We start from the raw sequence: 24,694 nt of genomic DNA, 5'->3' as shown, positions 1-24,694 counted from the left end.
TCCGGAAAAGTGCGCAGCGGTTTTCCGAAAAGATCATGCTTAAAACAACAACCTAAAGTGCGATGACGATTCATCCTCATCGCATCGCGCTTTAGTCAGTCCGCGTCCGGCTCGGTGCCGACATAATCGCGCGTCGGCAGCTTGAGGACGCGGCCGATCTCGCTTGCGAGCTGATCCGCCTCCTCTCGACGCGTGAAGCTCTGAAGTGTGATCGGCTCGACGCCCTTGTTGCCGCAGAGATTGACGTCGTACGTCCTCAGATCCGTATCGTAGTCGTCGATGACGCTGATGAAGTGATAGTCGGCGAGATTGCGCGACGAGCGAATGTTCAGCGGGCCGAACTGCCTGGTGATCACGATCTGGCGCAGCGTCTCGTTGAGCACGACGAAGTAGCGGAACGTCAGCAGGATGATGCCGGGGATGCCGACGAGCAGCCCGAACCCCGTGAACACCAGCACCGGCACGAGATCGTCGGCGAGCCTTCCGAAGCCGAAGAAATCCTGGCGCAGGCCGAGCGCGACATTCCACAGCAGATAGCCGCTTGCCGCCAGCAGCGGCAGCGACAGCAGCCGGCCGACCCATGGCATGGGCCGGTCGATGCGGACGATGCCGCCGTCCAAGGTCATTGCGACGGCCATGAAGGGTCTCCTCGCGGGGTCATGGCTTGGTCGGCGCAAGCAGCGGATTGGTTCGAAGAGACGCCTCGATGCGGGGCTGGACAAGCCGCTCTGGGTCGGGCTCGGCTCAAAACCGCTCGCCAATCTGCATCCGATGACGCGCAACCTGCTCAACGCGACAGCCCGCTCCGCCGCGATGCGCCGGTGCCGTTCTTCCATTTCTATGGCGGAAAGATGCGACGAGATGTGCTAGGTGAATAAATGAGCGCTTAAAAACAACCGGAGGATCGGATGATGCGCTTCGTAAGGCCTCTGCTCGCTTCCGTGGCGTTGTACAGCCTGCTCTCGCCGTCCGCCCATGCGGAGCTCGACGTCGCCAGGTTGAAGCAAACCATCGAGACCGCCTTCGAGAGCGAATATCCGAAGCTCGACGCGCTCAATAAGGACATCCACGCCCATCCCGAGATTGCCTTCCAGGAGGAGAAGACTGCGGCGAAACTCGCCGGCGAGATGCGTGCGATTGGTTTTGAAGTCACCGAGCACGTCGGCAAGACGGGCCTTGTTGCCATCTACAGGAACGGTGACGGTCCCACCATCATGGTTCGCACCGAGCTTGATGCGCTACCCATGGAGGAGAAGACCGGCCTGCCCTATGCCAGCCGCGACAAGCAGATCTGGCAGGGCCGCGAGACATTCGTCGCCCATAGCTGCGGCCATGACATCCACATGGCGAGCTGGGTCGGCACGGCGAAGACCCTGGTCGGCATCAAGGACCAGTGGCACGGTACGCTGATGTTCATCGCGCAGCCCGCCGAGGAAGAGGTCGCGGGCGCAAGGGCGATGATCGCCGATGGCCTGTTCACCCGCTTTCCGAAGCCCGATGCGGGATTTGCCCTGCACGACGGCAGTGGGGCCTACGGCTCCGTGACCTACAGGGTCGGGGTCGGATCGTCGAATGTCGACGGTCTCTTCATCAGATTCGTCGGCCGCGGCGGTCATGGCGCGATACCGCAGGCGACCATCGATCCCGTGATGATGGCATCGCGCTTTGTCGTCGATGTCCAGAGCGTGATCAGCCGCGAGAAGGACCCGACCGAATTCGGCCTTGTCACCATCGGCGCGATCCACGCCGGCACCGCCGGCAACGTCATCCCCGACGAGGCCAGGATGATCGGCACGATCCGCAGCTTCAAGCCGCAGGTGCGCGCGAGGATGCTGGCCGGGATCGAGCGAACGGCGAAAGCGGTGGCGGCGATGGCGGATGCGCCTGCGCCCGAAATCCACCTCGACGAAGGCACCAAGGCGGTAGTGAATGATGCCGCGGTGGTCGGCCAGGCCGAGCGGGTGCTGAAAGCGGCCTTCGGCGACAAGCTCAACGTCAGCCCTGCGAACACGACCAGCGAAGACTATTCGGAATATGTCAACGCCGGCGTGCCGTCGATGTTCTTCAACATCGGCGTTTATGAGCCCGACCGCGTCGCCGCCGCGCGCAACGGCAGCGGCCCGCCGCTTCCCGGCAATCACTCGCCGCAATTCGCCCCGGTGCCGAAACCGACCATCCAGACCGGCGTCACCGCGATGACGCTCGCCGTGCTGAGCGCCTTCGATCAAAGGGCCCGGGGGCAGTAGCCCTCTCGCCTCGGTGTCCGCGGATTGATGGATTCTCAGATGCGCAATTGCGCATCGTGGCTCGCGCGAAGGTGCGCGCCCCGGAATGACGCGATTGTGCTGAGCGGGCATCGAAAAACGAAAAAATCTTCCCGCCTCCCCCAATGGCGCTGCTCCCCGGCGTCCCTATGTCTTTCCCCAGCGTCACCAAGAACGGACACCGGGCGATGGCACAACGGCAACTCAAGCTTGGCGCGTTCATGCGCCCGATCAGCATCCACACCGGGGCCTGGCGCTATCCCGGGGCCTGGCCTGACGCCAATTTCAACTTCTCGCACATCAAGCAGCTGATCCAGAAGCTCGAGGCCGGCAAGTTCGACGCCTTCTTCATGGCCGATCACCTCGCCGTGCTGAACATGCCGGTCAATGCGCTCAAGCGCAGCCACACCGTGACCTCGTTCGAGCCGTTCACGCTGCTGTCGGCGCTCTCCGCAGTCACCGAGCGCATCGGCCTGATCGCGACAGGCTCGACCACCTTCGACGAGCCCTATCACGTCGCGCGGCGCTTCGCCTCGCTCGACCATCTCAGCGGCGGCCGCGCCGGCTGGAATATCGTCACGACATCGAACCCGGACGCGGCCCTGAATTTCGGCCTCGACGATCACATGGAGCATGCCGAGCGCTACAAGCGCGCCCGCGAGTTCTACGATGTCGTCACGGGCCTGTGGGATTCCTTCGCCGACGATGCCTTCGTGCGCGATGTCGAGAGCGGGCTATTCTTCGATCCTTCGAAAATGCACACGCTCGATCACAACGGCAAATATCTGAAGGTGCGCGGGCCGCTCAACATCGCGCGCCCCGTGCAGGGCTGGCCGGTGATCGTGCAGGCGGGCGCGTCGGAAGACGGCAAGCAGCTCGCCGCCGAGACGGCGGAAGCCGTGTTCACCGGCGGCGGCAGCCTCGCCGACGGACAGAAGCTCTATGCCGACATCAAGGGCCGCATGGAGACCATCGGCCGCGATCCCGAGCATCTGAAGATCCTCCCCGGCGCCTTCGTCGTGGTCGGCGACAGCGTCGATGAGGCCAAGGAGAAACGCGCGCTGCTCGACAGCCGCGTGCATTACGATAGCGCCATCGCCTCGCTCTCGGTCATCCTCGGCACCGATGCCTCGGGCTTCGATCCGGACGGCCAATTGCCTGACATCCCCGAGACCAACGCCAGCAAAAGCGGCCGGCAGCGCATGGTCGACCTCGCCAAGCGCGACAAGCTCACCGTGCGCCAGCTCGCCCAGCGCGTCGGCGGCTATGGCGGGCTGTCCTTCGTCGGCACCGCCAAAACCATCGCCGACCAGATGGAGGAATGGCTGGTCGGGCGCGGCTCCGACGGCTTCAACATCATGTTCCCGTTCCTGCCGGCCGGGCTCGACGATTTCGTCGACAAGGTGGTCCCGGAGCTGCAGCGGCGCGGGATTTTCCGCAAAGAGTATGAAGGGCCCACTTTGAGGGAGAATCTGGGCCTGCCGCGCCCCAAAAATCGGTTCTTCGAGGGATAATCGGGCCGTTTTGGGTGGTTTCTGCCCCCTAAAACCTTGACATCAGGCGGTTTCTGGCTAGGTTGCCGGCCAACGCGGGCCGTTTGGCCGGCTCCAGATTCCCCAATTTTCTGAGGTTCAGAACATGGCCAAAGCGGTCACCATCAAGGTCAAGCTCGTGTCCTCGGCCGACACCGGCTTCTACTACACCGCCAAGAAGAATTCGCGCACCATGACCGACAAGCTGGTCAAGAAGAAGTACGACCCGGTCGCGCGCAAGCACGTCGAATTCCGCGAAGCCAAGATCAAGTAAAAGATCAAGTCAGATCGCGGACAAGCATTGAAGCGTTTTGCGGGGCCCTTTCGGGCCCCGTTTCATTTTGGCCCTCTCGTGTGTCCCGGACGCGCTGCAGCGTGCAACGCTGCTCCGCTGAGCCCGGATCCAGAACGCGACACGACACCATGCGAGACATGGGCCCCGGCTCTGCAGCGCACCGCACCGGACGATGCTTCGCATCGCCGGGAGCGCTGCGCCGCGGCCGGGGCACGAGAACGAATTGACGTGCTCCACTTTCTGACCACCATGGCCCATCATTACGCAAACGGCTCTTCAACCTTCAGTTGCTCGACCCGTAATGTCTGTTACCGTGCACTTCCCGGCACGGAATTTCCGCCCGGATTTGGGAAGGACATGGTCATGAGATTGTCATCGAGCCTTGTCGTGCCTTCAACGATCGCTGTCTTGTCAACCGCCTTGCTGTGCGCCCCGGCAGCGTCGCAAATCCCGACAGGCCCCGCCGCCACGCTTCCCCCCGTCACTGTCGATGCGCCGAAGCAGGTGGCAAAGCCGCACGTGTCGGAGCGGGGAGCGAACACAACGGCGCCGCGTCGGACTGCGTCAACCACTCGAACGGCAACCGCGCGCACGCCTTCCTATGCACCGGGTTCTGTGATGGGGAGGATAGCCAGCCTGGAGAAAGTCGCCAGCAGCTGCAACGGTGGCTGTGCATCAAGCTTCCGGCACGGCAAGGAGCCCTGGATCGGATGCAGCGAGTCGGGCGGCAATGTGAACTATGGACCTTTCTCGCCGACGTGCCGAGACACCATCACCCACACATCCTACGAGAATTGCGTCGAGACGAAGGTGTTCCTGGGCGAGTTTCGAAACAGAGCCCACTGGTTTTGCAGCAGCCTGCAGGCCGGCAACAGGTTCAAGGTCGCCGATCTCAAGCGGTCGGGACATCGCTAGTCCATACCGCTCGCCGATTGCTGCAAGCGCTTATCCCAATCCGCCATCCCGGCGCGACGGCGAAGCCGTCGTCGCCTGAGTGGCGCGATGCAAAAGCATCGCGCGGGGAGCCTCGAAGGATGCACGGCTGAGATGCAGCCGGGCCGTCGCCCTTCGAGGGCCGCTGAAGAAGCGAGCACCTCGGAGTGACGGTGAGAGATCCTAAGCCCGAACGCCTCACACCGGCTCCAACACCGGCGACGGAGGTTGCGACGGCCGGAGCAGCGCAAACGCGACCTGCACGATGCCGCCGGCCAAGCCCAGCGCCACGCCGATGCGCCAGGCCATGGTGTAGGAGCCGAGCGCGTCGTAGAGCACCCCTCCTCCGTAGGCGCCGAGGAAGCTGCCGATCTGGTGGCTCATGAAGGCGAGGCCCTGGATCATCGCCTGCCAGCGCAGGCCGAACATCTCGGCGACCGCGCCCGCGACCAGCGGCCCTACGCCCATCCAGAGGAAGCCCATGATAGCGCCGAACAGCAGCGTCGAGAACGGCGTTGCCGGCAGCATGAAGTACCAGGCGAGCGCCAGCGAGCGCAGGATGTAGATCGCACCCAGCAGCGCCAGCTTGTTCCAGCGCTCGCCGGCCCAGCCGAAGAACAGCGAGCCGAGCACGTTGAAGCCGCCGATCATGCCGAGCGTCTGCGCGCTCAGCATCGGATCGAGGCCGCAGATCGCAAGGTATGACGGCAGATGCGTGGTGAGGAAGACCAGCTGCATGCCGCAGACGAGATAGGCGCAGGTCATCACCACGAAGGAGGCATTGCCGAACGCGGTCCTCGCCGCGGTCGCAGCCGTGGCATCGTCGATCTCGTCGGCAGCCGGCTTCGGCAGCGGGACCTGGTCGACGCGCCCCGCGTACCACGCGGCCGGAATCATCAGCACCGACATGACGACGAAGCCGGCGAGCCCGACGCGCCAGCCAAACCCCTCATTGAGCATCTGCCCGATCGGCGCCGACAGCAGCGCGCCCAGCGAGCCCGCGCCGGAGACGATGCCGAGCACGGTCGAGCGCACGGTCGCAGGGACCGCGCGTGCCGCCACCGACATCGCGATCGCGGCCGCGGTGCAGGCGAGCGATGTGCCGATCAACACGCCGGCGCCGATCATGATGCTGACGAGGCCGTTCGCGGTCGCCATCAGAACGAGGCCTGCGATGTACATCAGCGCGCCGACGATCATGATCGGGCGGAAGCCGTAGCGCACCGTCATCGCGCCGGCGAGCGGCTGGAGAAAGCCCCAGGCGAGGTTCTGCACTGCCAGCGCCAGCGTGAAATCCGAGATCGAAATGTGGATGTCGTGCGTCAGCGGCTGCATGAAGATGCCGAGGCTCTGCCGCAGCCCCATGCTGAGCGTCAGCATGATCGAGGCGCCGATCAGGATGGGCAATGTCGGACGCAGGACCTGCAGCAGGGGCATATTCTTCTCCCTCGTGGGCACGGCGCAAATGCCGTCGTCTGAAATATCGGTTGATTTTGGTTACACAGACCTGTGTACTTAGGCTATGTAGGACCCCAGCTGTCAAGCCAAGAGGATGCGCGTCGCCGCATGGCTCCCCCGCCCGCCCCACAGACGATGAAAGAGCGGATCCTTCAGACCGCCGACAAGCTGTTCTATCTGCAGGGCATTCGCGCCATCGGCGTCGACACCATCGCGGCCGAGATCGGCATATCCAAGCGCACGCTCTACAACCACTTCCCGTCCAAGGACGCGCTGATCACCGCCTATCTGGAACGCCGCTTCGTGAGCGCGCGCCCCTCCGACAAGCCGCCGGCCGAGCAGATCCTCGCGACGTTTGATTCGCTGGAGCGGCGGTTTGCGGCCAAGGACTTTCGCGGCTGCCCGTTCGTGAACGCGGTTGCCGAGCTGGGCCCTCAGGACCGCGCCGTGAAGAAGATCGCGGTCGCCTTCAAGGAGAGCCGCCGCCTCTGGTTTCGCGACCGCCTGAACGAGCTCGGTGTGACCGATGCGGATGGGCTCGCAACGCAGCTGGTGCTGCTGGTCGACGGCTCGATCGCGCAGGACCTCGTCCGCGACGATCCGGCGATGGCGCGTGCGGCGAAGGAAGCGGCGAAGGTGCTGTTGCGGAATGCGGGGGTGGATGTGGGTGGCGGCGCGCAGAAGCCGATGAAGAAACGGGGCAAGGGAGTGGTCCAGCATCCCTGAGGGAGTGGACGAAGGCTGTATCCGCCAGTAGGTTGCAGCTTTTGGTTTAGGGGCGGCTATTTTCAGACTTGTCTTATGTGGGGCCTGATCGGAATTGGATCTGCATTTGCCTTATACTGGGGCGAGTTGTTCTGTAACTTCATCCTGCGCCCCAAGCGCTCCTGAGAGGAGTGGACTGCACAGGTCAGTCCCGTAACCCCACGCGCCCGGTCGCGCCGGAGCTGTTTTGCCCGGGCCGTATTCCGGAAAATTTGTCGGTTTGTTGTCCTTGCCCAGGGTTGCGGGTTCCGACTCTGATAGCTACCGTCCGCCACATTCAACTTGGGGGTGTAAGATGAAATTGATGACTTTCGCTTCTGTGCTGATCGTTGTGTTCGCTGGACTACCGCTGGCTCATGCCCAACGCATCAACTGCAATCATGACCCGGTGTGCCAGGCTAAGCGTGACGGCACGAGTGTTGACGAGGCCCGCAAAAAAGACCAAGGGCTGACCTCCTGCCTTAGCGCCGTCGGCTATACCCAAGCGGATTGGCGTGCCTACAAGGTGCCCGCTGGTCCGGCCACGAAGGTCCGCGCCTGCCTCGCAAAGAAAGGGCTGCCGACGAACTAATCAACGGCGAAGAAGCAGATTGCTCTCCATCTTACTTGAGGTTTGATTCTTGATCAGAGAGGCAAATTTGAAATGATCCGAGTCTTCACGGCGTTTGCCTTCGTTCTCGTCTGCTCTCAGTTGCTTCCATCCGAAGCATTCGCTCAAGACCTATCGATGTGCACGGCGAGCTTCCCAGTGGCCTGCTGCAAGCAGTCGTATGCAAAATATGGCCCGTTCGGCACCCTGACCGGAGCGGCGCGGGAGGCTAGAAATAACGATATGCGGGTATGTGTGGATCGGCTGGCGAAAAAGAAGAGCCGCTAGCCGAGTCTCCGGCCGACCAAGCAGCTGCCCTCGCCTAACCTATTGATCGAGCTAACGCCGGCTACTGTGCATGGGGTTGTTTTCGCGATTTTGCACAGTCGGCCCTCACGCCGCCTGCGACACCACGCGGTTGCGGCCGTCGTGCTTGGCGCGATACAGCGCGGTGTCGGCGCGCTTGAGCACGTCGGCGACCGCCTCGCCCTTCTGCTCCAGCGTGGTCAAGCCGATCGAGATCGTGACCTCGATGCGCTTGGCGCCTTTGTGGATCGCGAACGGCTCGCCCGCGATCGAGCGGCGCAGGCGCTCGGCGACCATGCCGGCGACGTGGAGATCGGTCTCCGGCATGACGATGACGAACTCCTCGCCGCCGTAGCGACAGGCCAGATCAATGCCGCGGATCGACTTGCGCACCCGCACCGCGAATTCGCGCAGCACGTCGTCGCCGGCGTCGTGGCCGTAATTGTCGTTGATGGACTTGAAGAAGTCGATGTCCAGGATCATCAGCGCCAGCGGCTTGCCGCGGGTCGCGGCCTGCTCGGCGAGGGTCGCCAGATGGCTCTCCATGTAGCGGCGATTGTGCAGGCCGGTGAGCGCGTCCGTGATCGCCATCTCGATCGAGTTCTGCACGTTGTCGCGCAAGTGGTCGGTATAGCGGCGGCGGCGGATCTGGGTGCGGGCCCGCGCCAAGAGCTCGATCTTGTCGATGGGACGCAGCAGATAGTCGTTGACCCCGATCTCGAGGCCGCGGAGCAGCCGCGTCGAGTTCTCGGGGTCGGCGATCGCCAGGATCGGCACATGGCGCGTGCGCTCCAGCGAGCGCGCCTGGCTGCACAGGCGGAGGCCGTCGAAATTGTTGAGGTCGAGCGAGACGATCAGCAAATCGTAATTGCCCTCGGCGGCGTGGAACAGCGCCTCCGTCGGGTTCGGCTCGACGTCGATGGTGTGCTCGGCGGCGAGGATCGTCGCCAGCCGCTCGTAGGAGGACGGACGGTCGTCGACCAGCAGGATGCGGCCGCCCTTGCCGGTGTCGGCCACGGCGCTGCGCTCGGGCGCCTGCATGCCGATCTCGAGCGAGGTGATGGCGCGCATGCGCAGCTCATCGGTCATCATCTTCAGCCGCGTCAGCGAGCGCACCCGCGCGATCAGTACGACGTCGGAAACGGGTTTGGTCAGGAAATCATCCGCGCCCGCTTCCAGCCCGCGATTGCGGTCGGACGGACTGTCGAGCGCCGTCACCATGACGACAGGAATGTGGTGCGTCGACGGATCGGTCTTGAGGCGGCGGCAGACTTCAAAGCCGTCGATGTCGGGCATCATCACGTCGAGCAGGATGATGTCGCATTCGGCGCGTTGACAGATCGCCAGCGCCTCGGTGCCGTTCGAGGCGGTCATCACGTCGAAATATTCGGCAGAGAGGCGGGCCTCGAGCAGCTTGACGTTGGCAGGGACGTCATCGACGACCAGGATACGCGCGGACACTGTGAACTCACTTCCTATCCGATGAAACGCCGGACCGTCTCAATGAATTTGCCGACCGAGATCGGCTTGGACAAATAGGCCTCGCAGCCGCCCTCGCGGATGCGCTCTTCGTCGCCCTTCATCGCGAACGCCGTGACCGCGACGACGGGAATGGAACGCAGCTCCGGATCGTCCTTGATCCAGCGCGTCACCTCGAGCCCGGAGACCTGCGGCAATTGGATATCCATCAGCACGAGGTCGGGCCGCATCTTGCGAACGAGGTCGAGCGCCTCGTAGCCGTTGCTGGTGCCGGAGGTCTGGTAGCCGTGCGCCTCCAACAGGTCGCGGAAGAGCTTCATGTTGAGCTCGTTGTCTTCCACGATCAGGACGGTCTTAGCCATCCCGCCCTCCTGATTGGTCCGCAGACCCATACATGTAACGCCTCAGGCGCCGCTCGCCGGCGCTTCGAAAACTGGATTCAAACTAGCCTCAGATTCGCTTGAGTTTCGTTAAACCCGAGGGTCGACTTTCTGCGATGTGGTTTCCAGTTGCTTGCCTGGGGTCGGAAGACTCAGGGCCGAGACTCGGGCATGATGATTCCAAATTAGAGACCGAAAGTTAACGGAAAGGCAAACCGTCCCCTTGAAAAAGCCTGTTCACAACCCCCGCGAAGTCGCTGAAATCGTTGCGATTCAGGGGCTCTCTTTCGTTGCGAGCGATCCCGAGCGGCTGGGCCTGTTTCTGGCCGAGACGGGGGTCGGTCCGGAGACCCTGCGCAATGCCGCCGCGGACCCCAATTTTCTGCTCAGCGTGCTCGATTTCGTGCTGCGCGATGACGCCACCGTGAAGGCCTTTGCCTCGACCGCGGAACTGCATCCGACCAACGTCGCAGCGGCGCGGCAGGTCCTCGGCGACGCGCTCGGCGACCCCTCCTGGGAGCGCGACGTGCCGTGACCGCCCCTGATACGGCCGGGCCCCGCTGCTTCTGCCGGGACTGTCTGGCCGATCTGGACATGGGCGTGAGGCGCTGTTCCGCCTGCGGTTCCCCTCGCCTCGTCCGTCACCGCGCGCTCGCAGGCCTGACCATCGCCCACATCGACTGCGACGCCTTCTATGCGACGGTCGAGAAGCGCGACAATCCTGACATTGCCGACAAGCCGGTCATCATTGGCGGAGGAAAACGCGGCGTGGTGTCGGCCGCCTGCTACATCGCTCGCACCTACGGCGTGCGATCCGCCATGCCGATGTTCAAGGCGTTGGAGGCCTGCCCGCACGCGACCGTGATCCCGCCGGATATGGCCAAATATGTCCGCGTCGGCCGCGAGGTGCGCCAGGCCATGCAGGCGCTGACGCCGCTGGTCGAACCGCTGTCGATCGACGAGGCGTTCCTCGATCTCTCCGGCACCGAACGGGTGCACGGCATGATCCCGGCAAAAGTGCTGGCGCGCTTTGCCCGCAACGTCGAGCGGGACATCGGCATCTCCGTCTCGGTCGGCCTGTCCTGCAACAAGTTTTTGGCCAAGATCGCCTCCGACCTCGACAAGCCCCGGGGCTTCGCCGCGCTCGACCAGGAGGAAGCGCGATCGATGCTTGCCGACAAGCCCGTCGGCTTCATCTTCGGCGTCGGACCGGCCACTCAGGAGCGGCTGGTGCAGCGCGGTTTCCGCATCATCGCCGATCTGCAAAAGGCCGACGAGATCGAGATGATGCGGCAGTTTCCGAGCGACGGCCGCAGGCTATGGCGGCTCGCGCGCGGCATCGACGACCGCCGCGTCGAGCCTGATCGGGGCGCCAAGACGATTTCAAGCGAAACCACCTTCGAGACCGACATCCGCGATTTCGCGACGCTGGAGAAGATCCTGTGGCGGCTGTGCGAGAAGACATCGTCACGGCTCAAGAGCAGCGAACTCGCCGGCTCGACCGTCACGCTGAAGCTGAAGACCGCCGATTTCCGCCAGCGCACGCGCTCGCAATCGATCGCGGCCCCGACCCAGCTCGCCGCAAAGATCTTCTCGATCTGCCGCGAGATGCTGGCCAAGGAGATCGACGGCACCGCCTTCCGCCTGATGGGCGCCGGCGTCAGCGCGCTGCGCGAGGGCTCGCCCGCCGACGACACCGACATGCTCGACCGCCGCGCCGCCCACGCCGAGCGCGCCGTGGACAGCCTGCGCAAGAAATTCGGCAGCGCGGCGGTGATCCGCGGGATCGCGTATGAGGGTCCCGAAACAGGACAGCCCGAGTGATCGAGACCTGCTCAACTCAATCGCGTTCGAATATCCGCGCACCCGGATAGACGCGCCGGGCATATTGAACGACCAGCTGCCGATCCTGCGTTTCCAGGAACGGAGTTCGGATCTGACAAGACCCGACAATGAGGTGCCACAAACCGTTGAGCTTTCGAATGACGACATTCATTGAGCTTCCTCGTAGTGACCCGAGTGGACTCAAATTGTAAGAATCCGCCGCCGTTACTCAATTGTACGAGCGTAAGATCGGGGCATGAGAAGGATTCGGGGAGATATACGAACGTATGCCCGTCATGGCTTCAACAGCCGCCGGCGCCGATAGCTGCGCAAGGGCTCAAACGATTCTGCAGGAGCTGGCACCATGACGGGCGAGCACAATCTCGGCGCGCTGCTGAGACACATGAGGCCGAAGATGCTGGACGGCACCTTCGTATTTTGCACGATCCCGACCAGCGAGGCCATTCCCGAAGCACTCAAACCGCAGCTGACGTTCCGCGAACAGGAAGGCACGACGCTCGTGATCTCTCGCGAAGAGGCCGAAGCGGCGGGGCTGCGCTACGCGTTCCCCTCGCGCCTGATCACCCTGACGGTTCACTCGGCACTCGACGCGGTGGGCTTCTTGGCCGCGATCACGGCCCGTCTCGCTGAAGCCGGCATCAGCGTGAACGCGGTGTCGGCCTTCCACCACGACCATCTGCTTGTACCCGACGACAGGGCCGACGAAGCGATGGCTGTTCTTCACGGGATTTCGAGCGAGAGGCACTTGTAGCCCGGCGGCAGGCTTCCCGGATTGCGCTGCACTCCATCGGGCTACGAAAATCAATCCGCGACGGCGATCGCCTCGATCTCGATCAGCCATTCCGGCGCGGCGAGCGCGGAGACGCCGACCAGGGTCGAGGCCGGCGGCTCCATGCCTTCGAAGAAGGCCGAGCGGGCCTTGCCGATGATGGGGCGCAGCTCCGGCTTGTAGTTCACGACGAAGGTCGTGATCTTCACGATGTTGGAATAGCTCGCGCCGGCTGCCTTCAGCGCGTGTCCGAGATTCTGCATCACCTGCGTGGTCTGCGCGGCGATATCGCCCTCGCCGACGATCCGCCCCTCCTCGTCGGTCGAGACCTGTCCCGAAATGTAGATGGTGCGCGCGCCGGTCGCGGTGACGACGTGGGAATAGGCGGGATTGTGATGCAGGCCGCTGGGACGGAGATGATCGAGCTTGGGCATGGGTTGCCTCCCTGGGGTTTTTGGTTGGGAGGGAGCGTAGCTGGTGAGGGACGGGAGAGCCAGCCCCGTCATTGCGAGGAGCTCTTGCGACGAAGCAATCCAGACTGCCAGCCGCAGAGGGATTCTGGATTGCTTCGCTACACTCGCAATGACGGAGGAGAGAGCATGACCCCCTCAATTACAGGGCTTGCTGTCCTTGACGTCGAACTTGCCCATCGCGCCGGAAATGACAAAGTCGTTGTAATCGAGCACGAGCTGGCGCGAGACGCCGTTTTCGTAGAGCTCGAACGCCATCGCGTAGACCGGCGTCTGCTCGCCCTCTTTCTGCTGGGCCTCGCGGTCGAAATAGCTGACCGTGACGGGCCAGCGCTTGAGCGATTTCATGTGCTCGTCGGAGGTCGACGGATCCGGCGCGGCGGCGCGGTCGGCGGGGATCGGCTGGCCGATCACGGTCAGCGTGTTGTAGACCTTCTGGCCGTCGTCGGAGCCGTCATAGACGGAGAGCTCGAGCAGCGGCTTGCCGTCCTTGGCGGCGGCGATGATGCGCTGGATCTGCTCGGTCGGGAATACGATCTTGCCGTCGAGGGTGAAATTCTTCGGCGCCGGCAGCTTCAGCTTGACGTTGATGTGGTCCCCGTCGCGCTCGGCCGAGCCATCGACGCGGCCGGCATCGGCCTCGTTCATGCGAGTCTCGATCTTGAAGCGATAGCTTTTGCCCGCGGCGTCTTCCCAGGAGTTGGAGCGGAGGTCGCTCAGCGTGACCTTGCCCTCCCCGCTGTCGAGCTCGGACACCTGGCGGAATTCAGACGTGTAGCCCTCGCACGAGCTTCCGGTGAAGTTGTAGAGGATGCGCCCGCGCGCGCTATTGACCGAATTGGAGCGCGATTTCACCAGGCTGAGATCGTAAAGCGCCTGGTGCGCGAGGAACGGACCGTTGGCGGCCTGCGCGCCGTCGGCGAGGCCTAAACCGGCCGCCGCGAGCGCCATTACACCGAGCGAAGTCCGGAAAAGGTGCACCATGTCTGTTCCTTGGGGACGCGTCCTTGGGATGCGCAGATTCGACATTTTAATGACCGTTCCATTGCGTCGCAACTGAGGCCGTTTCACGTAAAGTTGCGGCCCCACCGTTGAACCTGCGGCCTCGCCTCGGCAAAAGGCAGCCTGCTGCGGGTTGCTTGCATGTGGCGGCACGATGGGCGAAACAGGGCGCGGCCGGCCTCCCACGGATGCCGGGGCGAATGGAATTTCTGGACAACGAGGTCGAACATGGCGGGCACGGTCGAGCAAAAGCTGGCGGAACAGGGCATCAAGCTGCATGAGGCCCCCACGCCCGTGGCCAATTACGTCCCGTTCGTGCGCACCGGTAATTTGCTGTTCGTCTCCGGCCAGGTCTGCTTCGACCCCGCCGGCAAGCTGATCGCCAAGGGCAAGCTAGGCGCCGGCGTCTCGATCGAAGACGGCGCGGCGGCGGCCCGCGGCTGCGCGGTCAATTTGCTGGCCCAGGTCAAGGCGGCGCTCGGCGACCTCGACAAGGTCGTGCGCGTGGTGCGCCTTGGCGGCTTCATCAACTCGGCCCCGGACTTCCTGGACGGGCCGAAGGTGCTGAACGGCGCCTCCGACCTGATGGTCGCCGCCTTCGGTGACAAGGGCCGCCATGCCCGCACCACCGTCGGCGTCGCGTCGTTGCCGGCGGACGCGGCGGTCGAGGTCGAAGGCGTGTTCGAGGTCGCCTGACGGACAATGCGCGCTCCTGATTGGCTGACAGCCCGGCCGGTCGCCCATCGCGGCCTGCATGACATTTCCCGTGGCATCGTCGAGAACATGCCGGGCGCGGTGCAGGCTGCGATCGCAGGCAATTTTTCGATCGAGGTCGACATCCAACTCTCGGCCGACGGCGAGGCCATGGTGCATCACGACCATGCGCTGGGCCGCCTCACCGAGGCCACCGGCGAGGTCGTGTCGAAGACCGCCGCGGAGCTGAAGTCCGTCAAATTCAAGGACACCGACGAGCGGATGATGTCGCTGTCCGACCTCTGCGCCATGGTCGCTGGCCGCGTGCCCCTGGTGATCGAGGTGAAGAGCCATTTTGGCGGCGACCGCAAGCTGGTGAAGCGGATGGCCGAGGTGCTGGCGTCCTATGACGGCCCCGCCGTCGGCATGTCGTTCGATCCCGACCAGGTGCTGGCACTGCGCGAGCTGCTGCCCTCCCGCCCGCGCGGCATCGTCGCGCAGCGGACCTATGAGGACGACTATTGGGCCAAGCTCACGCAGCCGCAGCGCGATAGCATGTTGTACCTGCGCCACGGCTTTCAGACCCAGCCCCATTTCGTCGCCTTCAGGGTCGACGACCTCCCGGCCCCCGCCCCCTGGATCGCCCGCAATCTGTTCGGCTGCGCCCTGCTCGGCTGGACCGTCCGCACCCCGGAGCAGCGGACGCGGGTCGGGCAATATGCCGACCAGATGATCTTTGAGGGGTTCGTGCCGTAGGGCACGCTCGTGTCTCGGACAAGCTGCAACGCTTCGGCTCAGCAGCGCACCACTGCGTGCTGCGCTGCGTCCAGGGCACGAGAGCCGTGCTCCCGCACCCTCTTGAAGTCACTGCTGCAATGCACGATCTTGGGCAACGATGGCATCATCCGAAATCACGCTCGAGGCCGTACCTTCGATTGGCGAGGTATCCCGGGAGGACTGGGACGCCTGTGCCAATCCCGGCAAGGTTCTTAACGAAAAGGCCTGCAACGGGCTTGGCGCGGGAACCTCATCCGGACTTCCAGGCGATTCCCTCGGCCTCTCAAAACCTGCCTATAACCCGTTCGTCTCACACGCCTTTCTCTCGGCCGTTGAGAAATCGGGTTCGGCGACAATCCGCACCGGCTGGGGACCGCGGCATCTCGTGGCCAAGGTCGACGGCCGCGTCGCCGGTGTCGTGCCCTGCTATCTGAAATCGCATTCGCAAGGCGAGTACGTCTTTGATCGCGGTTGGGCGGACGCCTATGAGCGCGCCGGCGGGCGCTACTATCCGAAGCTCCAGGTCTCGGTTCCCTTCACGCCGGCCACAGGCCCGCGCCTGCTGGTCCGTGACGGCGTCGATCGCGAGCGCATCATGGACGCACTGGCGAGCGGGCTGGTAGCGCTCTGCGGCGTCAGCAAGGCCTCCTCCGTCCACGTCACCTTCGCGCGCGAGGCCGAGTGGAAGCTGCTCGCCGAGCACGGCTTCCTGCAGCGTACCGACCAGCAGTTCCACTGGCACAATGAGGGCTTTGCGAGCTTCGACGACTTCCTCAGCACGCTTAACTCGCGTCACCGCAAATCGATCAAGCGCGAGCGGCGCGATGCGCTCCCCGCCGGGATCACCATCCACTGGCTGACGGGAAAAGACATCACCGAGGATGCCTGGGACGCCTTCTTCGCATTCTACATGGAGACCGGCTCGCGCAAATGGGGCCGTCCCTATCTGACGCGGGAGTTCTTCTCGCTGATCGGCGAGACCATGGCAGAGGACGTGCTGCTGGTGATGGTCCGCCGCAACAATCGCTGGATCGCGGGCGCGATCAACTTCATCGGCTCGGACACGCTGTTCGGCCGCAACTGGGGCGCGGTCGAGCATCATCCGTTCCTGCATTTCGAGGTCTGCTATTACCAGGCGATCGACTTCGCCATCAAACGCGGCCTCACCCATGTCGAGGCCGGCGCGCAAGGCGAGCACAAGATCGCGCGCGGCTACCTGCCGCGCACAACCCATTCCGCGCACTTCATCGCCGATCCCGGCCTGCGCCGCGCGATTGATGATTACCTCAAGCGCGAGCGCGCCTATGTCGCCGAAGCCGGACGCGAGCTCGCCGAGCTCGGCCCGTTCCGGAAAGGCGCCGACGAGGCGCCTTGACGCCTCGCCGTCGCTGGTGACAGTAAGCGCAAAATTCCAAGCGCAAGTTTCTCGGGAAGCCGCCATGACCGCCTACGACACCAACAACATCTTCGCGAAGATCCTGCGCGGCGAGCTGCCCTGCGCCAAGGTCTATGAGGACGAGCACGTCTTCGCGTTCCTCGACATCATGCCGCGCGTCCCTGGCCACACGCTGGTGATCCCGAAGGCCCCTGCCCGCAACATCCTCGACATCAAGCCGGACGACTACGCCCATGTCGCCCGCGGCGCGCACAGGATCGCCGCAGCCGCGATGCAGGCATTCAAGGCCGACGGCATCACCATCCAGCAGTTCAACGAGCCCGCCGGTGGACAAGTGGTGTTTCACCTGCACATGCACGTGATGCCGCGTCACGACGGCGTGGCGATGCTGCCGCCCGCCAGCCGCAAGGAAGATGCCAAGGTGCTGGAAGAGCACGCGGCGAAGCTGATCGCGGCGTTAAAGGGTTGATGTCATTCCGGGGCGCGCCCCCTTGGCGCGAGCTATGGTGCGCAATTGCGCACCTGAGAATCCATTTCACCACCGACTCTGACGCCTGATGGATTCCGGGCTCGCGCCTTCGGCGCGCCCCGGAATGACAGATCACTCCGTCTCGAAATCCCCTGGCTGGGGCGCCGCCAATGGCGTGAACTCGCATCGATCTGGCTTGATGTCGATCAGCGGCGTGTTGTCGAGGCAATCGAGCCCGCGCACCAGGATCGCATGGCCCTCGATGCCGACCAGCTTCACGATCGACGTGCCGATCGGATTTGGCCGCACCGGCGAGCGCAGCGAAAAGGTGCCGCGGGTTTTCTCGTTGTTCTTGGGGCTCTGCAGGATGATGTCGCGGCGCGACTGGTCGAGCCAATAGAGCACTTCGAGATTGCTGTAGAAATCGACGCCCTTGATGGCCGGCACGAACGGCTCGAAGATCTCGAGGCGGCAGATCGGGCCGTCCTGACGTCCCTGCCGCGGCGTCTCCAGCCGCGAGGTCCAGGGCGTGCGGATGCGGCCGATGAAAACGAGACCGGCGTCCTGTGTCGGTGGCAGCTCGATGGCGACCTCGCCCTCGCGGAGCTCCTGTTCGCGAACCATATTTCCTGTTCCTTGGCTGTTCGCCGGCGGTTTTAGCCCAACCACCACTTGCCGGCCAGCATGAAGACTTCGCCGGTCACGACGCCCGCAAAGATCGAGCGGCGGGTCAGCAGGAACACGACGAGGCCGGCGGCCACCGCGCCATAACGCAAGGTATCAGGCACGCTCGCCAGCGCACCCGGCGGCTCGACCACGATCTGGGCGATGACGCCGGCGAGGATGGCGGTGGCGACCGCCCTCACCCAAACCAGCAGTTCGGAGCCTTCGTCGATGCCGCCGCCAAACCACAGGCCCAGCATGCGCCAGATCTGGTTGGGCACGACCCCGGCGACGAACAGCACCGCCAGCGCATGCCAGTCGCCGATCGCTTGCGCAAAACTCACGCGCGCACCTCCCGCCACCAATGCACGCCATAGGCGATCGTGCCGGCCGCCACCCCGCTGACCAGGATATCGACACCGGAGTTCATCTTCGCGGCCAGCGGATAAAGCAAGATGCCCAGCACGAGCGCGACGACATCGGCGACCTCGCGGCTGTTGCGCGCAGTCGAGAACAGGAACGACAGCGGCGTCAGCAGCAGGATCGCCGCTCCAAGCGTCTGCGTCAGGTTGGCGGCGAGGAAATAGCCGACGGTGTTGGCGACGAGGCACACCGAGACGAGGCCACAGCCGAGCCCGTGAACGAAGGCGATGCGCCGTTCACGCGGCACCTGCGGCAGGAATCGGTGACACTCGACCCACAGCGTCACCGCGGTGAGATGCGCGGCAAAGACCAGCTCGCGCCGTTTGGTCGTCGGCGTGCGCATCAAGGGTAGCACCGAGACCACCATCGGGAACAGCCTGATGGCGCTGACGGTGACTGCAATCGCCGACTGGATGACGGTGGCGCCGGAGCCGAGCGTGGTGATCAGGATGATCTGCGCCGGCCCCGCCCAGACGAACAGCGTCGAGGCGAGCGCCCAGGCCAGACTGAAATGGGTGTCATGGGCCAGCGCGCCGATGCCGAGATAGGTCACGAACAGCACGATGGTGAGGATCGTCTGCGTGATCGAGCGCAGGCCCCAGCCGAAGGCAAGCCACCGGCTATTCCATTGTGGTGAATCGAGCGGAGGAAGCGCCACGGGAGTCTTGGCCGGGTTGCGGAATCGTGCCCGCATAACGGGCAATGCGGCGCCTCGCGTCAAGGAAGCGCGCGGCGGGGCTGGCATGCGTGACGCACCCAGCGCCGTCATTCCGGGGCGCGCCAAGCGCGAGCCCGGAATCCATCGGGCCGCAGAGACAGCCTCGCGATGGATTCCGGGTTCGCGACTTCGTCGCGCCCCGGAATGACAGCCTACCCCGCGACACCCTTGTTCTTCAGTACGAAGCACGCCCCGCCGGCCTTGCGGATGCGGTTGCACAGATCATCCGCCTCGCCGCGTGTGTCGGCGCCGATGCGCACCTGGTAGAACGCACGGGTGCCGCGGCTGCGCATCACCGAACTCAGCAGGCTCGGATCACGCTCGCCGATCGCGGCACCGAGCCGCGTGACCGCGCGGGAGTACATCGCCAGCGCCCTGTTACGGTCGAAGCCGGCGGCGAGCTGCACGCCCCAGGCCTTTGCGGCCGCGAGCTCCACATGCTGCTCGAGCTCGGCGACGAAAGCATTCGGCGCGCGCTTGAGCAGCGCCATCAGGTCGCGACAGCTCGTCGGCGGCGCGCTCGGCGGGCCCTTGCCGGTCGCGCCTGCCTTGGCCCAGGCATCGACGCTGGTGCCGGTGATGGCCAAGACATAGTTGCGGGTCTGCTCCGGCATGCCGCCGGTGCCGGCGAGCCATTCCTGCACGCGCCGCGGACCTGCGTTGTAGGCAGCGGCCGCGAGGCCGAGATTGCCGAACTGGTTGCGTAGCTCGTTCAAGAATTCTGCCGACTTCGGCAATGCCTGCACCGGATTGAACGGATTGAGCAGCCCGCGCTCGCTCGCGGTGCCCGGCATGAACTGCGCGATCCCCTGTGCGTGCTCGCCGCTGCGTGTCGTGGGACCTACCGCATCGGCCTGGAAGCGGCTTTCCTGCCAGATCACCCGGGCGAAGAATTCCAGCGGGAGATTGGCATCGCGCGCGGCGGCCTCGATGATCAGGCAGATCGACTCCCGCGTGTCGCTCTCGCGCGCCGATTCGGGCGATGGCGACGGTTTTGCGGGGGCTTCGGGGCCGAGCTGCGTGGGAGGAACCGGTGCGTCCTCGGCCAGCGCCGACGTGCAGACGAACGCTGCCACGAGCAGCTGCCAGATCAGCCTCTGGACCCCACCAAGCTGCATTTCGCTCCAAGCCCTTGAACTCGGGCCCCAAGGCAACTAGCAACGGCCGGAATAATCAACGCTGAGCTCGGCCAAAATGCGGACAATCTATTTTGATCTCGACGGCACACTCACCGATCCAAAGCCCGGGATCACCGGTTCGATCCAGTATGCCCTGAAAAAACTCGACCAGCCGGTCCCGAGCCAGGACGAGCTGACCTGGTGCATTGGGCCGCCGCTGCATGCCAGCCTGAAGAGGCTCGTCGGAACCGACGAACTTGCTGACCGGGCGCTGCTACTCTACCGCGAGCGGTTTTCCGAGGTCGGCCTGTTCGAGAATGCGCTCTATCAGGGCATCCACGACACGCTCGCCGCGGTGGCCGCGACGACGCCGCGCATGTTCGTGGCGACCAGCAAGCCCGCGGTCTACGCTACCCGCATCGTCGATCATTTCGGCCTGAAGCCGTATTTCGAGCGCGTGTTCGGGTCCGAGCTCGACGGCACCCGCGTCGACAAGCGCGATCTGCTGCGCTACGCGCTCGACGAGACCAAGGTCGACGCGAGCAGCGCCATCATGATCGGCGACCGCAGCCACGATGTGATCGGCGCCCGCACCAACGGCATGACCGCGATCGGCGTGCTCTATGGCTATGGCAGTGAGACCGAGCTCAGGGACGCTGGCGCGCATCACATCTGCGCCGCGCATCCCGAGCTGCTTGGTCATTGCGTGGGCTAGGCGCTGACGGCCTCCACCGCCGTCAACATGCCGGTCTTGGCGTGGCAGTTCAGATATTCGAAGAACTGCTCGTCCGCAGCTGCCACCGTGACCTCGTGATAAAGTCGCAGCTTGGCTGACGGGCCGAGCGTGGACAGATACTTCATCGCGGCACCAAAAATCCTGACATGGGTTGGATGCGACTCCGCCCAGCGTTCGAGCGCCGCCAGGCTCTTCCACCAGCTCTGGCCGTAGGACTTTTCGCTCACGCTGCCCTCGGGCCGGAGCACCTGCATGTAGCGGTTGGCATAGCAGCCGATCGCAAGACCCTCGTCGCGCAGGAAATCCATGCCCTCGCGCAGCACCGGCTCGACATCATCGAGATAGAGCTTTCGCTCGGATGCCTCGGTATCGCTCCAATCCTGCCCGGACCTGATCAGACAGAGATTGTCGTGCGCCGTCACGCGTAGCCGCGCACCGTCCCGGATCAGCTCCGGCGCGCCACCGGGCGCCATCGCGTCGGTTTGCGACAGCGGGATACGGTCGCGCATGCCGCCCCAGTAAGCGTGCTCCTGCACCTCGCCGCTCATGCCGCCGGCGATCGAGGCGACGCCCTCAGTCCGGTCGGGCGAGGAGAACAGCGTCTCGTGCCGCGCTACAATGGGACGCAGCACTTCGATGAAGGTGCCGATGCCTTCGCGCTGCCGTCCGGTCCAGGCCTCGCGCGCCGGTTCGAACCAGGCATCGAAGCGTGCGATGTCGTCCCAATAGCCCACCGAGACGACGGTCTCGTATTCGGCTTGATCGACATAGTGCGCGCGATCCCAATGCGTAGGCCCGCCTGCCGCAGCGAAATAGCGCGCGATGTCGGCGAGCGCCTCCGTCGCGGCCAGCGGCGCCGTGCCGCGATGCTGCACGCCGAAATAGGCCATCACGACACGGCTCACGCCGGGCCTGTAGCGCGCCACAAAGGACGGATATGGCGGCTGGTAATCATCAGGCACGCGCTTGTGTCGCGTGCGCGGGGTTTCGAGATGCCGAGGAATTGCAGATTCCACGATCGTACCCTCCCCTCGATCTCGGTGATCAGCTCGCCGCCGCGGCGATGTCCGTGGGCTCGACGGTATCCACCGGCAAGGCAAATTGCTCGACGCGCTGGTACCGCTTCTTGTTCAGGAGCAGCCGCGTCACGTCGGGCCGTGAATAATGCCCGGCCGGATCTGCCGCGTTCTTGGCAACACCGATGGCGCCGAGGTCGATCTCGGCGATCAATAACCCCTCCTGATCCGGCGCCAGCTTCTCGCCGATCTGGCTGCCGTCGGGACCGTAGATCGCGGCAAAGCCGCCGCCGGCATGCAGCAGCGCGTGCTTGTCCGGCCGGTCGCAAAGTTCGTCGATCATCGCTTGCGAGACCGTCGCGCAAGGCGCGAGCACGAAGCAAGAGCCCTCCACTGCATAGACGCGCGAAGCGGCGTTGTTGACCTCGGCGCCGAGCGCCGGCGCGAAGGGATCATAAAGCGAGAAGCTCGGCCAGGCCGCGACATGCACCTGCTCGTTCTGGGCGTACATCGCGTATTTGGACAGCGGCTGGAGATGCTCCCAGCAGCACAGCGCGCCGAGACGGCCGATGTCGGCCCTCGCATGCACGGCGAGATCGCTGCCGTCGCCCTCGCCGTAGACGGTACGCTCGGCATGGGTCGGCCGCAGCTTGCGGCGTTTGGCGATGGTCTCGCCATCGGGCCCGATCAGCCATTGCGCCAGATAGAGGCTGCCGCCGTCGCGTTCGGACAGGCCGATCACGGCGGTGAGCCTGGCCTTGCGTACGGCATCGCGCAAGCGCTCGGCCTGCGGGCTGTCATAGGACAGCGAGTTGTCGAAATAGCGCTGCACGAAGCCGCGGCCGATCGCCCAGGCCGGCGAGTCCATCCAGATATGCCAGGGGTAACCGGGGATGAAGGCCTCGGGAAAGGCGATCAGCCTGGCGCCCTTCTCCGCGGCCTCCCTGATCAGCGCGATCGACTTGTCGATGGAGGCGTCGAGATCGAGCCAGGCCGGCGCCGCCTGCACCACCGCCACCTTGTATTTCGGATGTTCGATGCCCATTGCCGCCTCCATTGCCGGTTGATCGGAAGCCATCTCCGATGCAGTCTATTGGGCCAAAGCGGGCAACCGGCCGCTCGACCGCGGCGGAACAAAAACTCGACCGGCCGGGATTTCGGCCCGGTACGGGATTTGCCTCGGATCGGGCTGGATCTGCGCCAACATGCGATTTCGCTGGATGTGAAAGGGAGGCTTGCCGATGCCAATCCAGTTCACGACGGACGGCAGCCCGGGCTACCGGCGGCTCGCCCTCTGGCAGGACATCGTCTGCGACGTCTTCGTCGGGCTCGACTGCAAATCCGATCTCGGCAGCGCCTTTCGCGGCTCGGTCACGCAAATCCCGCTCGGCAAGGCCGTATGCTCCGAGGTCTGCTCCGATCGCCAGCACGTATTCCGTACGCCCTCCCGCATCGCGCGCTCGGATCAGGATTTCGTCCTGGTCGCGCTCGGCCATCGCGGCGACGGCGGCGTGGTGCAGGACGGCCGCGAGACTGTAGTTCATCCCGGCGAGTTCGCGCTCTACGACACCACGCGCCCCTATGAGCTGAAGTTCAACGACGCCTTCACGCAGACCATCTTCAAGGTGCCGCGCGAGATGTTGCAGCGCCGGCTCGGCGGCACGGAGACGCTGACCGCGATGTCGTTTGGCACTGAGGCACCGCTCGAGCGGCTCGCCTATGATTTCATCTTCCGGCTTTGCCAGAGTGCCGACCGGCTCGCCCCTGGCAACGCCGCTGTTCTGTCCGAACAGGCCGTCGATCTGCTCGCCATGGCGTTGAGCGAGCGGCTCGGCAAGACGTCGCTGCCATCCTCGACCCACCGCTCCGCGCTGATCTACCGGCTCAAGGCGCATGTCCGCGCCCATCTCGCCGACCCCGACCTTTCATTGCCGGAGACCGCGGCCGCGCTCGGCATCTCGCCGCGCTACGTGAACGACCTTCTCGCCGACGAGGAGACCTCGTTCCAACGTTACGTCCTCGCCGAACGCCTTGCGCGGTGCCGTCGCGACCTCGCCTCGCCCATGCTCGTCCATCGCCACATCAGCGAGATCGCCTTTGCCTGGGGTTTCAACGACCTCTCGCATTTCGGCCGCGTCTTCCGCGAGCATTTTGGCATGTCGCCGCGCGATTTCAGGCAGAGCCAGCTGCGGCACTGAGCAGCCATCTTCGCAAGCCTTCGTCCTGGACGAAGGCAACGCTCGCCAATTCCAGATTGTCTTGCGTTGCGGCGTGGATCAGGCTGCCACGCATGAGGACTCAGACGACGATAAGCGGAAGCGAGCTGTTGCTGAGCGTCATCGCGATCCGTCTCGCCGTGCTGGTCGTGGTGGGATGGGGTTTGACTCTGCTGCCGCAGCAGACGCGCAATCGAGAGCTCGGCTGCGCTCCCCCATCCCAGGCAAGGGACGAGGCGAAACTTTCGGCGAAGCTTGTCGGCCCGCGCATCGTTGACGCCGCGTTCGACGATATGCTTCGGCACGATTAGGGCGTCCGAGCAAGGCCGGTATGTGAGCGCGTGATAGGACAAGGCACCCGCTTGCGCTAACCTCGATGCCG

The 24,694-nt window shown here is 64.5% G+C and carries 28 protein-coding genes and 1 pseudogene; 16 read left to right on the top strand and 13 right to left on the bottom strand.

The features are described from left to right. Positions 1 to 95 precede the first annotated feature (95 nt). On the bottom strand, positions 96 to 638 hold the full coding sequence (locus tag XI03_RS00940; RefSeq protein WP_271591036.1) for a hypothetical protein: 543 nt from the start codon (positions 636 to 638) through the stop codon (positions 96 to 98). Between the two features lie 67 nt (positions 639 to 705). Here XI03_RS00940 and XI03_RS00935 point away from each other — a divergent pair. From XI03_RS00935 to rpmG, 4 genes and pseudogenes are all read left to right on the top strand, one after another. Next, positions 706 to 878 (top strand): annotated as a pseudogene (locus XI03_RS00935) (NUDIX hydrolase); the annotation flags it as partial. A 30-nt stretch (positions 879 to 908) separates the two neighbouring features. Further along, a complete protein-coding gene (locus XI03_RS00930; RefSeq protein ID WP_271591035.1) occupies positions 909 to 2,246 on the top strand; it encodes an amidohydrolase in 1,338 nt (445 codons plus the stop codon). 206 nt (positions 2,247 to 2,452) lie between these two features. Further along, a complete protein-coding gene (locus XI03_RS00925; protein ID WP_271591034.1) occupies positions 2,453 to 3,778 on the top strand; it encodes an LLM class flavin-dependent oxidoreductase in 1,326 nt (441 codons plus the stop codon). Positions 3,779 to 3,902: 124 nt separating this feature from the next. Beyond that, positions 3,903 to 4,070, top strand: coding sequence for a 50S ribosomal protein L33 (gene rpmG, locus XI03_RS00920; protein ID WP_008139339.1), 168 nt, complete (start codon positions 3,903 to 3,905; stop codon positions 4,068 to 4,070). A 1,152-nt stretch (positions 4,071 to 5,222) separates the two neighbouring features. On the opposite strand, the gene XI03_RS00915 is transcribed toward rpmG, so the two are convergent. Next, on the bottom strand, positions 5,223 to 6,461 hold the full coding sequence (locus XI03_RS00915) for an MFS transporter (protein WP_271591033.1): 1,239 nt from the start codon (positions 6,459 to 6,461) through the stop codon (positions 5,223 to 5,225). Between the two features lie 129 nt (positions 6,462 to 6,590). On the opposite strand from XI03_RS00915, the gene XI03_RS00910 reads away from it, so the two are divergent. Both XI03_RS00910 and XI03_RS00905 read left to right on the top strand, forming a co-directional pair. After that, on the top strand, positions 6,591 to 7,208 hold the full coding sequence (locus XI03_RS00910; RefSeq protein WP_271591032.1) for a TetR/AcrR family transcriptional regulator: 618 nt from the start codon (positions 6,591 to 6,593) through the stop codon (positions 7,206 to 7,208). A gap of 334 nt (positions 7,209 to 7,542) precedes the next feature. Continuing rightward, on the top strand, positions 7,543 to 7,818 hold the full coding sequence (locus XI03_RS00905; RefSeq protein ID WP_271591031.1) for a hypothetical protein: 276 nt from the start codon (positions 7,543 to 7,545) through the stop codon (positions 7,816 to 7,818). A gap of 411 nt (positions 7,819 to 8,229) precedes the next feature. Here the strand turns inward: XI03_RS00905 and XI03_RS00900 are convergent, their stop codons facing one another. Together XI03_RS00900 and XI03_RS00895 are read right to left on the bottom strand one after the other, a co-directional pair. Continuing rightward, positions 8,230 to 9,603, bottom strand: coding sequence for a PleD family two-component system response regulator (locus tag XI03_RS00900; protein WP_212428724.1), 1,374 nt, complete (start codon positions 9,601 to 9,603; stop codon positions 8,230 to 8,232). 14 nt (positions 9,604 to 9,617) lie between these two features. Then, a complete protein-coding gene (locus tag XI03_RS00895; RefSeq protein WP_008130064.1) occupies positions 9,618 to 9,983 on the bottom strand; it encodes a response regulator in 366 nt (121 codons plus the stop codon). A 241-nt stretch (positions 9,984 to 10,224) separates the two neighbouring features. Here XI03_RS00895 and XI03_RS00890 point away from each other — a divergent pair, with 241 nt between their 5' ends. Together XI03_RS00890 and XI03_RS00885 are read left to right on the top strand one after the other, a co-directional pair. Continuing rightward, positions 10,225 to 10,536, top strand: a complete 312-nt coding sequence (locus XI03_RS00890; protein WP_271591030.1) for a DUF3572 domain-containing protein — start codon at positions 10,225 to 10,227, stop codon at positions 10,534 to 10,536. Then, positions 10,533 to 11,825, top strand: a complete 1,293-nt coding sequence (locus XI03_RS00885) for a DNA polymerase IV (RefSeq protein ID WP_095426299.1) — start codon at positions 10,533 to 10,535, stop codon at positions 11,823 to 11,825. Before XI03_RS00890 ends, XI03_RS00885 begins: the two co-directional genes overlap by 4 nt. Positions 11,826 to 11,841: 16 nt before the next feature. Here XI03_RS00885 and XI03_RS00880 read toward each other — a convergent pair whose 3' ends face one another. After that, on the bottom strand, positions 11,842 to 11,997 hold the full coding sequence (locus XI03_RS00880) for a hypothetical protein (protein ID WP_162832276.1): 156 nt from the start codon (positions 11,995 to 11,997) through the stop codon (positions 11,842 to 11,844). Positions 11,998 to 12,189: 192 nt separating this feature from the next. On the opposite strand from XI03_RS00880, the gene XI03_RS00875 reads away from it, so the two are divergent. Next, on the top strand, positions 12,190 to 12,597 hold the full coding sequence (locus XI03_RS00875; RefSeq protein ID WP_038972439.1) for an ACT domain-containing protein: 408 nt from the start codon (positions 12,190 to 12,192) through the stop codon (positions 12,595 to 12,597). A 50-nt stretch (positions 12,598 to 12,647) separates the two neighbouring features. On the opposite strand, the gene XI03_RS00870 is transcribed toward XI03_RS00875, so the two are convergent. Both XI03_RS00870 and XI03_RS00865 read right to left on the bottom strand, forming a co-directional pair. Continuing rightward, complete coding sequence (locus XI03_RS00870) at positions 12,648 to 13,049, bottom strand: RidA family protein (RefSeq protein ID WP_028143958.1); 402 nt, start codon at positions 13,047 to 13,049, stop codon at positions 12,648 to 12,650. Between the two features lie 174 nt (positions 13,050 to 13,223). Next, positions 13,224 to 14,069 carry a cell envelope integrity EipB family protein gene (locus tag XI03_RS00865; RefSeq protein ID WP_028143959.1) on the bottom strand — a complete coding sequence of 282 codons (846 nt, stop codon included), beginning with the start codon at positions 14,067 to 14,069 and terminating at the stop codon, positions 13,224 to 13,226. A 246-nt stretch (positions 14,070 to 14,315) separates the two neighbouring features. Here XI03_RS00865 and XI03_RS00860 point away from each other — a divergent pair, with 246 nt between their 5' ends. The 4 genes from XI03_RS00860 (at position 14,316) to XI03_RS00845 (ending at position 17,422) form a co-directional block, all read left to right on the top strand. Continuing rightward, positions 14,316 to 14,783: a RidA family protein gene (locus XI03_RS00860; protein ID WP_014494672.1), complete on the top strand. Its 468-nt coding sequence runs from the start codon at positions 14,316 to 14,318 to the stop codon at positions 14,781 to 14,783. Between the two features lie 6 nt (positions 14,784 to 14,789). Further along, positions 14,790 to 15,536, top strand: coding sequence for a glycerophosphodiester phosphodiesterase (locus tag XI03_RS00855; protein ID WP_271591029.1), 747 nt, complete (start codon positions 14,790 to 14,792; stop codon positions 15,534 to 15,536). 139 nt (positions 15,537 to 15,675) lie between these two features. Continuing rightward, a complete protein-coding gene (locus XI03_RS00850) occupies positions 15,676 to 16,932 on the top strand; it encodes a GNAT family N-acetyltransferase (RefSeq protein WP_271591028.1) in 1,257 nt (418 codons plus the stop codon). Positions 16,933 to 16,996: 64 nt separating this feature from the next. Beyond that, complete coding sequence (locus XI03_RS00845) at positions 16,997 to 17,422, top strand: HIT family protein (RefSeq protein WP_038972436.1); 426 nt, start codon at positions 16,997 to 16,999, stop codon at positions 17,420 to 17,422. A 132-nt stretch (positions 17,423 to 17,554) separates the two neighbouring features. Here the strand turns inward: XI03_RS00845 and tsaA are convergent, their stop codons facing one another. The 4 genes from tsaA to XI03_RS00825 all read right to left on the bottom strand — a co-directional run bounded on the left by tsaA (position 17,555) and on the right by XI03_RS00825 (position 20,344). Beyond that, on the bottom strand, positions 17,555 to 18,046 hold the full coding sequence (gene tsaA / locus XI03_RS00840; protein ID WP_271591027.1) for a tRNA (N6-threonylcarbamoyladenosine(37)-N6)-methyltransferase TrmO: 492 nt from the start codon (positions 18,044 to 18,046) through the stop codon (positions 17,555 to 17,557). A gap of 32 nt (positions 18,047 to 18,078) precedes the next feature. Further along, positions 18,079 to 18,429 carry an AzlD domain-containing protein gene (locus tag XI03_RS00835; RefSeq protein WP_028143964.1) on the bottom strand — a complete coding sequence of 117 codons (351 nt, stop codon included), beginning with the start codon at positions 18,427 to 18,429 and terminating at the stop codon, positions 18,079 to 18,081. Next, positions 18,426 to 19,166, bottom strand: a complete 741-nt coding sequence (locus XI03_RS00830) for an AzlC family ABC transporter permease (RefSeq protein WP_038950330.1) — start codon at positions 19,164 to 19,166, stop codon at positions 18,426 to 18,428. Before XI03_RS00830 ends, XI03_RS00835 begins: the two co-directional genes overlap by 4 nt. A 212-nt stretch (positions 19,167 to 19,378) precedes the next feature. Then, complete coding sequence (locus tag XI03_RS00825; protein WP_038950331.1) at positions 19,379 to 20,344, bottom strand: lytic transglycosylase domain-containing protein; 966 nt, start codon at positions 20,342 to 20,344, stop codon at positions 19,379 to 19,381. A 76-nt stretch (positions 20,345 to 20,420) separates the two neighbouring features. Here XI03_RS00825 and XI03_RS00820 point away from each other — a divergent pair, with 76 nt between their 5' ends. After that, positions 20,421 to 21,059, top strand: coding sequence for an HAD family hydrolase (locus tag XI03_RS00820; RefSeq protein WP_038972434.1), 639 nt, complete (start codon positions 20,421 to 20,423; stop codon positions 21,057 to 21,059). On the opposite strand, the gene XI03_RS00815 is transcribed toward XI03_RS00820, so the two are convergent. Both XI03_RS00815 and XI03_RS00810 read right to left on the bottom strand, forming a co-directional pair. After that, positions 21,056 to 22,096, bottom strand: coding sequence for a phenylacetaldoxime dehydratase family protein (locus tag XI03_RS00815; RefSeq protein ID WP_271591026.1), 1,041 nt, complete (start codon positions 22,094 to 22,096; stop codon positions 21,056 to 21,058). The two genes, XI03_RS00820 and XI03_RS00815, sit on opposite strands and share 4 nt — an antisense overlap. A 28-nt stretch (positions 22,097 to 22,124) precedes the next feature. Continuing rightward, a complete protein-coding gene (locus XI03_RS00810) occupies positions 22,125 to 23,141 on the bottom strand; it encodes a carbon-nitrogen hydrolase family protein (protein ID WP_028143968.1) in 1,017 nt (338 codons plus the stop codon). A gap of 196 nt (positions 23,142 to 23,337) precedes the next feature. On the opposite strand from XI03_RS00810, the gene XI03_RS00805 reads away from it, so the two are divergent. Together XI03_RS00805 and XI03_RS00800 are read left to right on the top strand one after the other, a co-directional pair. Then, positions 23,338 to 24,294, top strand: coding sequence for a helix-turn-helix domain-containing protein (locus XI03_RS00805; RefSeq protein ID WP_028143969.1), 957 nt, complete (start codon positions 23,338 to 23,340; stop codon positions 24,292 to 24,294). Positions 24,295 to 24,422: 128 nt separating this feature from the next. Further along, positions 24,423 to 24,623, top strand: coding sequence for a hypothetical protein (locus XI03_RS00800; protein WP_271591025.1), 201 nt, complete (start codon positions 24,423 to 24,425; stop codon positions 24,621 to 24,623). Positions 24,624 to 24,694 lie beyond the last annotated feature (71 nt).

Origin of the sequence: Bradyrhizobium sp. CCBAU 65884 (assembly GCF_028128835.1) — a bacterium.
In the GTDB taxonomy this organism is placed as follows: domain Bacteria; phylum Pseudomonadota; class Alphaproteobacteria; order Rhizobiales; family Xanthobacteraceae; genus Bradyrhizobium; species Bradyrhizobium ottawaense.
This window is presented reverse-complemented; position numbering and strand designations above follow the sequence as displayed.

Excerpts from the sequence above, each read along its gene's own strand:
- XI03_RS00940 (WP_271591036.1), bottom strand. The coding sequence starts at position 638 with ATGGCCGTCGCAATGACCTTGGACGGCGGCATCGTCCGCATCGACCGG.
- XI03_RS00930 (WP_271591035.1), top strand. The coding sequence starts at position 909 with ATGATGCGCTTCGTAAGGCCTCTGCTCGCTTCCGTGGCGTTGTACAGC.
- XI03_RS00925 (WP_271591034.1), top strand. The coding sequence starts at position 2,453 with ATGGCACAACGGCAACTCAAGCTTGGCGCGTTCATGCGCCCGATCAGC.
- rpmG (WP_008139339.1), top strand. The coding sequence starts at position 3,903 with ATGGCCAAAGCGGTCACCATCAAGGTCAAGCTCGTGTCCTCGGCCGAC.
- XI03_RS00915 (WP_271591033.1), bottom strand. The coding sequence starts at position 6,461 with ATGCCCCTGCTGCAGGTCCTGCGTCCGACATTGCCCATCCTGATCGGC.
- XI03_RS00910 (WP_271591032.1), top strand. The coding sequence starts at position 6,591 with ATGGCTCCCCCGCCCGCCCCACAGACGATGAAAGAGCGGATCCTTCAG.
- XI03_RS00905 (WP_271591031.1), top strand. The coding sequence starts at position 7,543 with ATGAAATTGATGACTTTCGCTTCTGTGCTGATCGTTGTGTTCGCTGGA.
- XI03_RS00895 (WP_008130064.1), bottom strand. The coding sequence starts at position 9,983 with ATGGCTAAGACCGTCCTGATCGTGGAAGACAACGAGCTCAACATGAAG.
- XI03_RS00880 (WP_162832276.1), bottom strand. The coding sequence starts at position 11,997 with ATGAATGTCGTCATTCGAAAGCTCAACGGTTTGTGGCACCTCATTGTC.
- XI03_RS00875 (WP_038972439.1), top strand. The coding sequence starts at position 12,190 with ATGACGGGCGAGCACAATCTCGGCGCGCTGCTGAGACACATGAGGCCG.
- XI03_RS00870 (WP_028143958.1), bottom strand. The coding sequence starts at position 13,049 with ATGCCCAAGCTCGATCATCTCCGTCCCAGCGGCCTGCATCACAATCCC.
- XI03_RS00865 (WP_028143959.1), bottom strand. The coding sequence starts at position 14,069 with ATGGTGCACCTTTTCCGGACTTCGCTCGGTGTAATGGCGCTCGCGGCG.
- XI03_RS00860 (WP_014494672.1), top strand. The coding sequence starts at position 14,316 with ATGGCGGGCACGGTCGAGCAAAAGCTGGCGGAACAGGGCATCAAGCTG.
- XI03_RS00855 (WP_271591029.1), top strand. The coding sequence starts at position 14,790 with ATGCGCGCTCCTGATTGGCTGACAGCCCGGCCGGTCGCCCATCGCGGC.
- XI03_RS00850 (WP_271591028.1), top strand. The coding sequence starts at position 15,676 with ATGGCATCATCCGAAATCACGCTCGAGGCCGTACCTTCGATTGGCGAG.
- XI03_RS00845 (WP_038972436.1), top strand. The coding sequence starts at position 16,997 with ATGACCGCCTACGACACCAACAACATCTTCGCGAAGATCCTGCGCGGC.
- tsaA (WP_271591027.1), bottom strand. The coding sequence starts at position 18,046 with ATGGTTCGCGAACAGGAGCTCCGCGAGGGCGAGGTCGCCATCGAGCTG.
- XI03_RS00825 (WP_038950331.1), bottom strand. The coding sequence starts at position 20,344 with ATGCAGCTTGGTGGGGTCCAGAGGCTGATCTGGCAGCTGCTCGTGGCA.
- XI03_RS00820 (WP_038972434.1), top strand. The coding sequence starts at position 20,421 with ATGCGGACAATCTATTTTGATCTCGACGGCACACTCACCGATCCAAAG.
- XI03_RS00810 (WP_028143968.1), bottom strand. The coding sequence starts at position 23,141 with ATGGGCATCGAACATCCGAAATACAAGGTGGCGGTGGTGCAGGCGGCG.
- XI03_RS00805 (WP_028143969.1), top strand. The coding sequence starts at position 23,338 with ATGCCAATCCAGTTCACGACGGACGGCAGCCCGGGCTACCGGCGGCTC.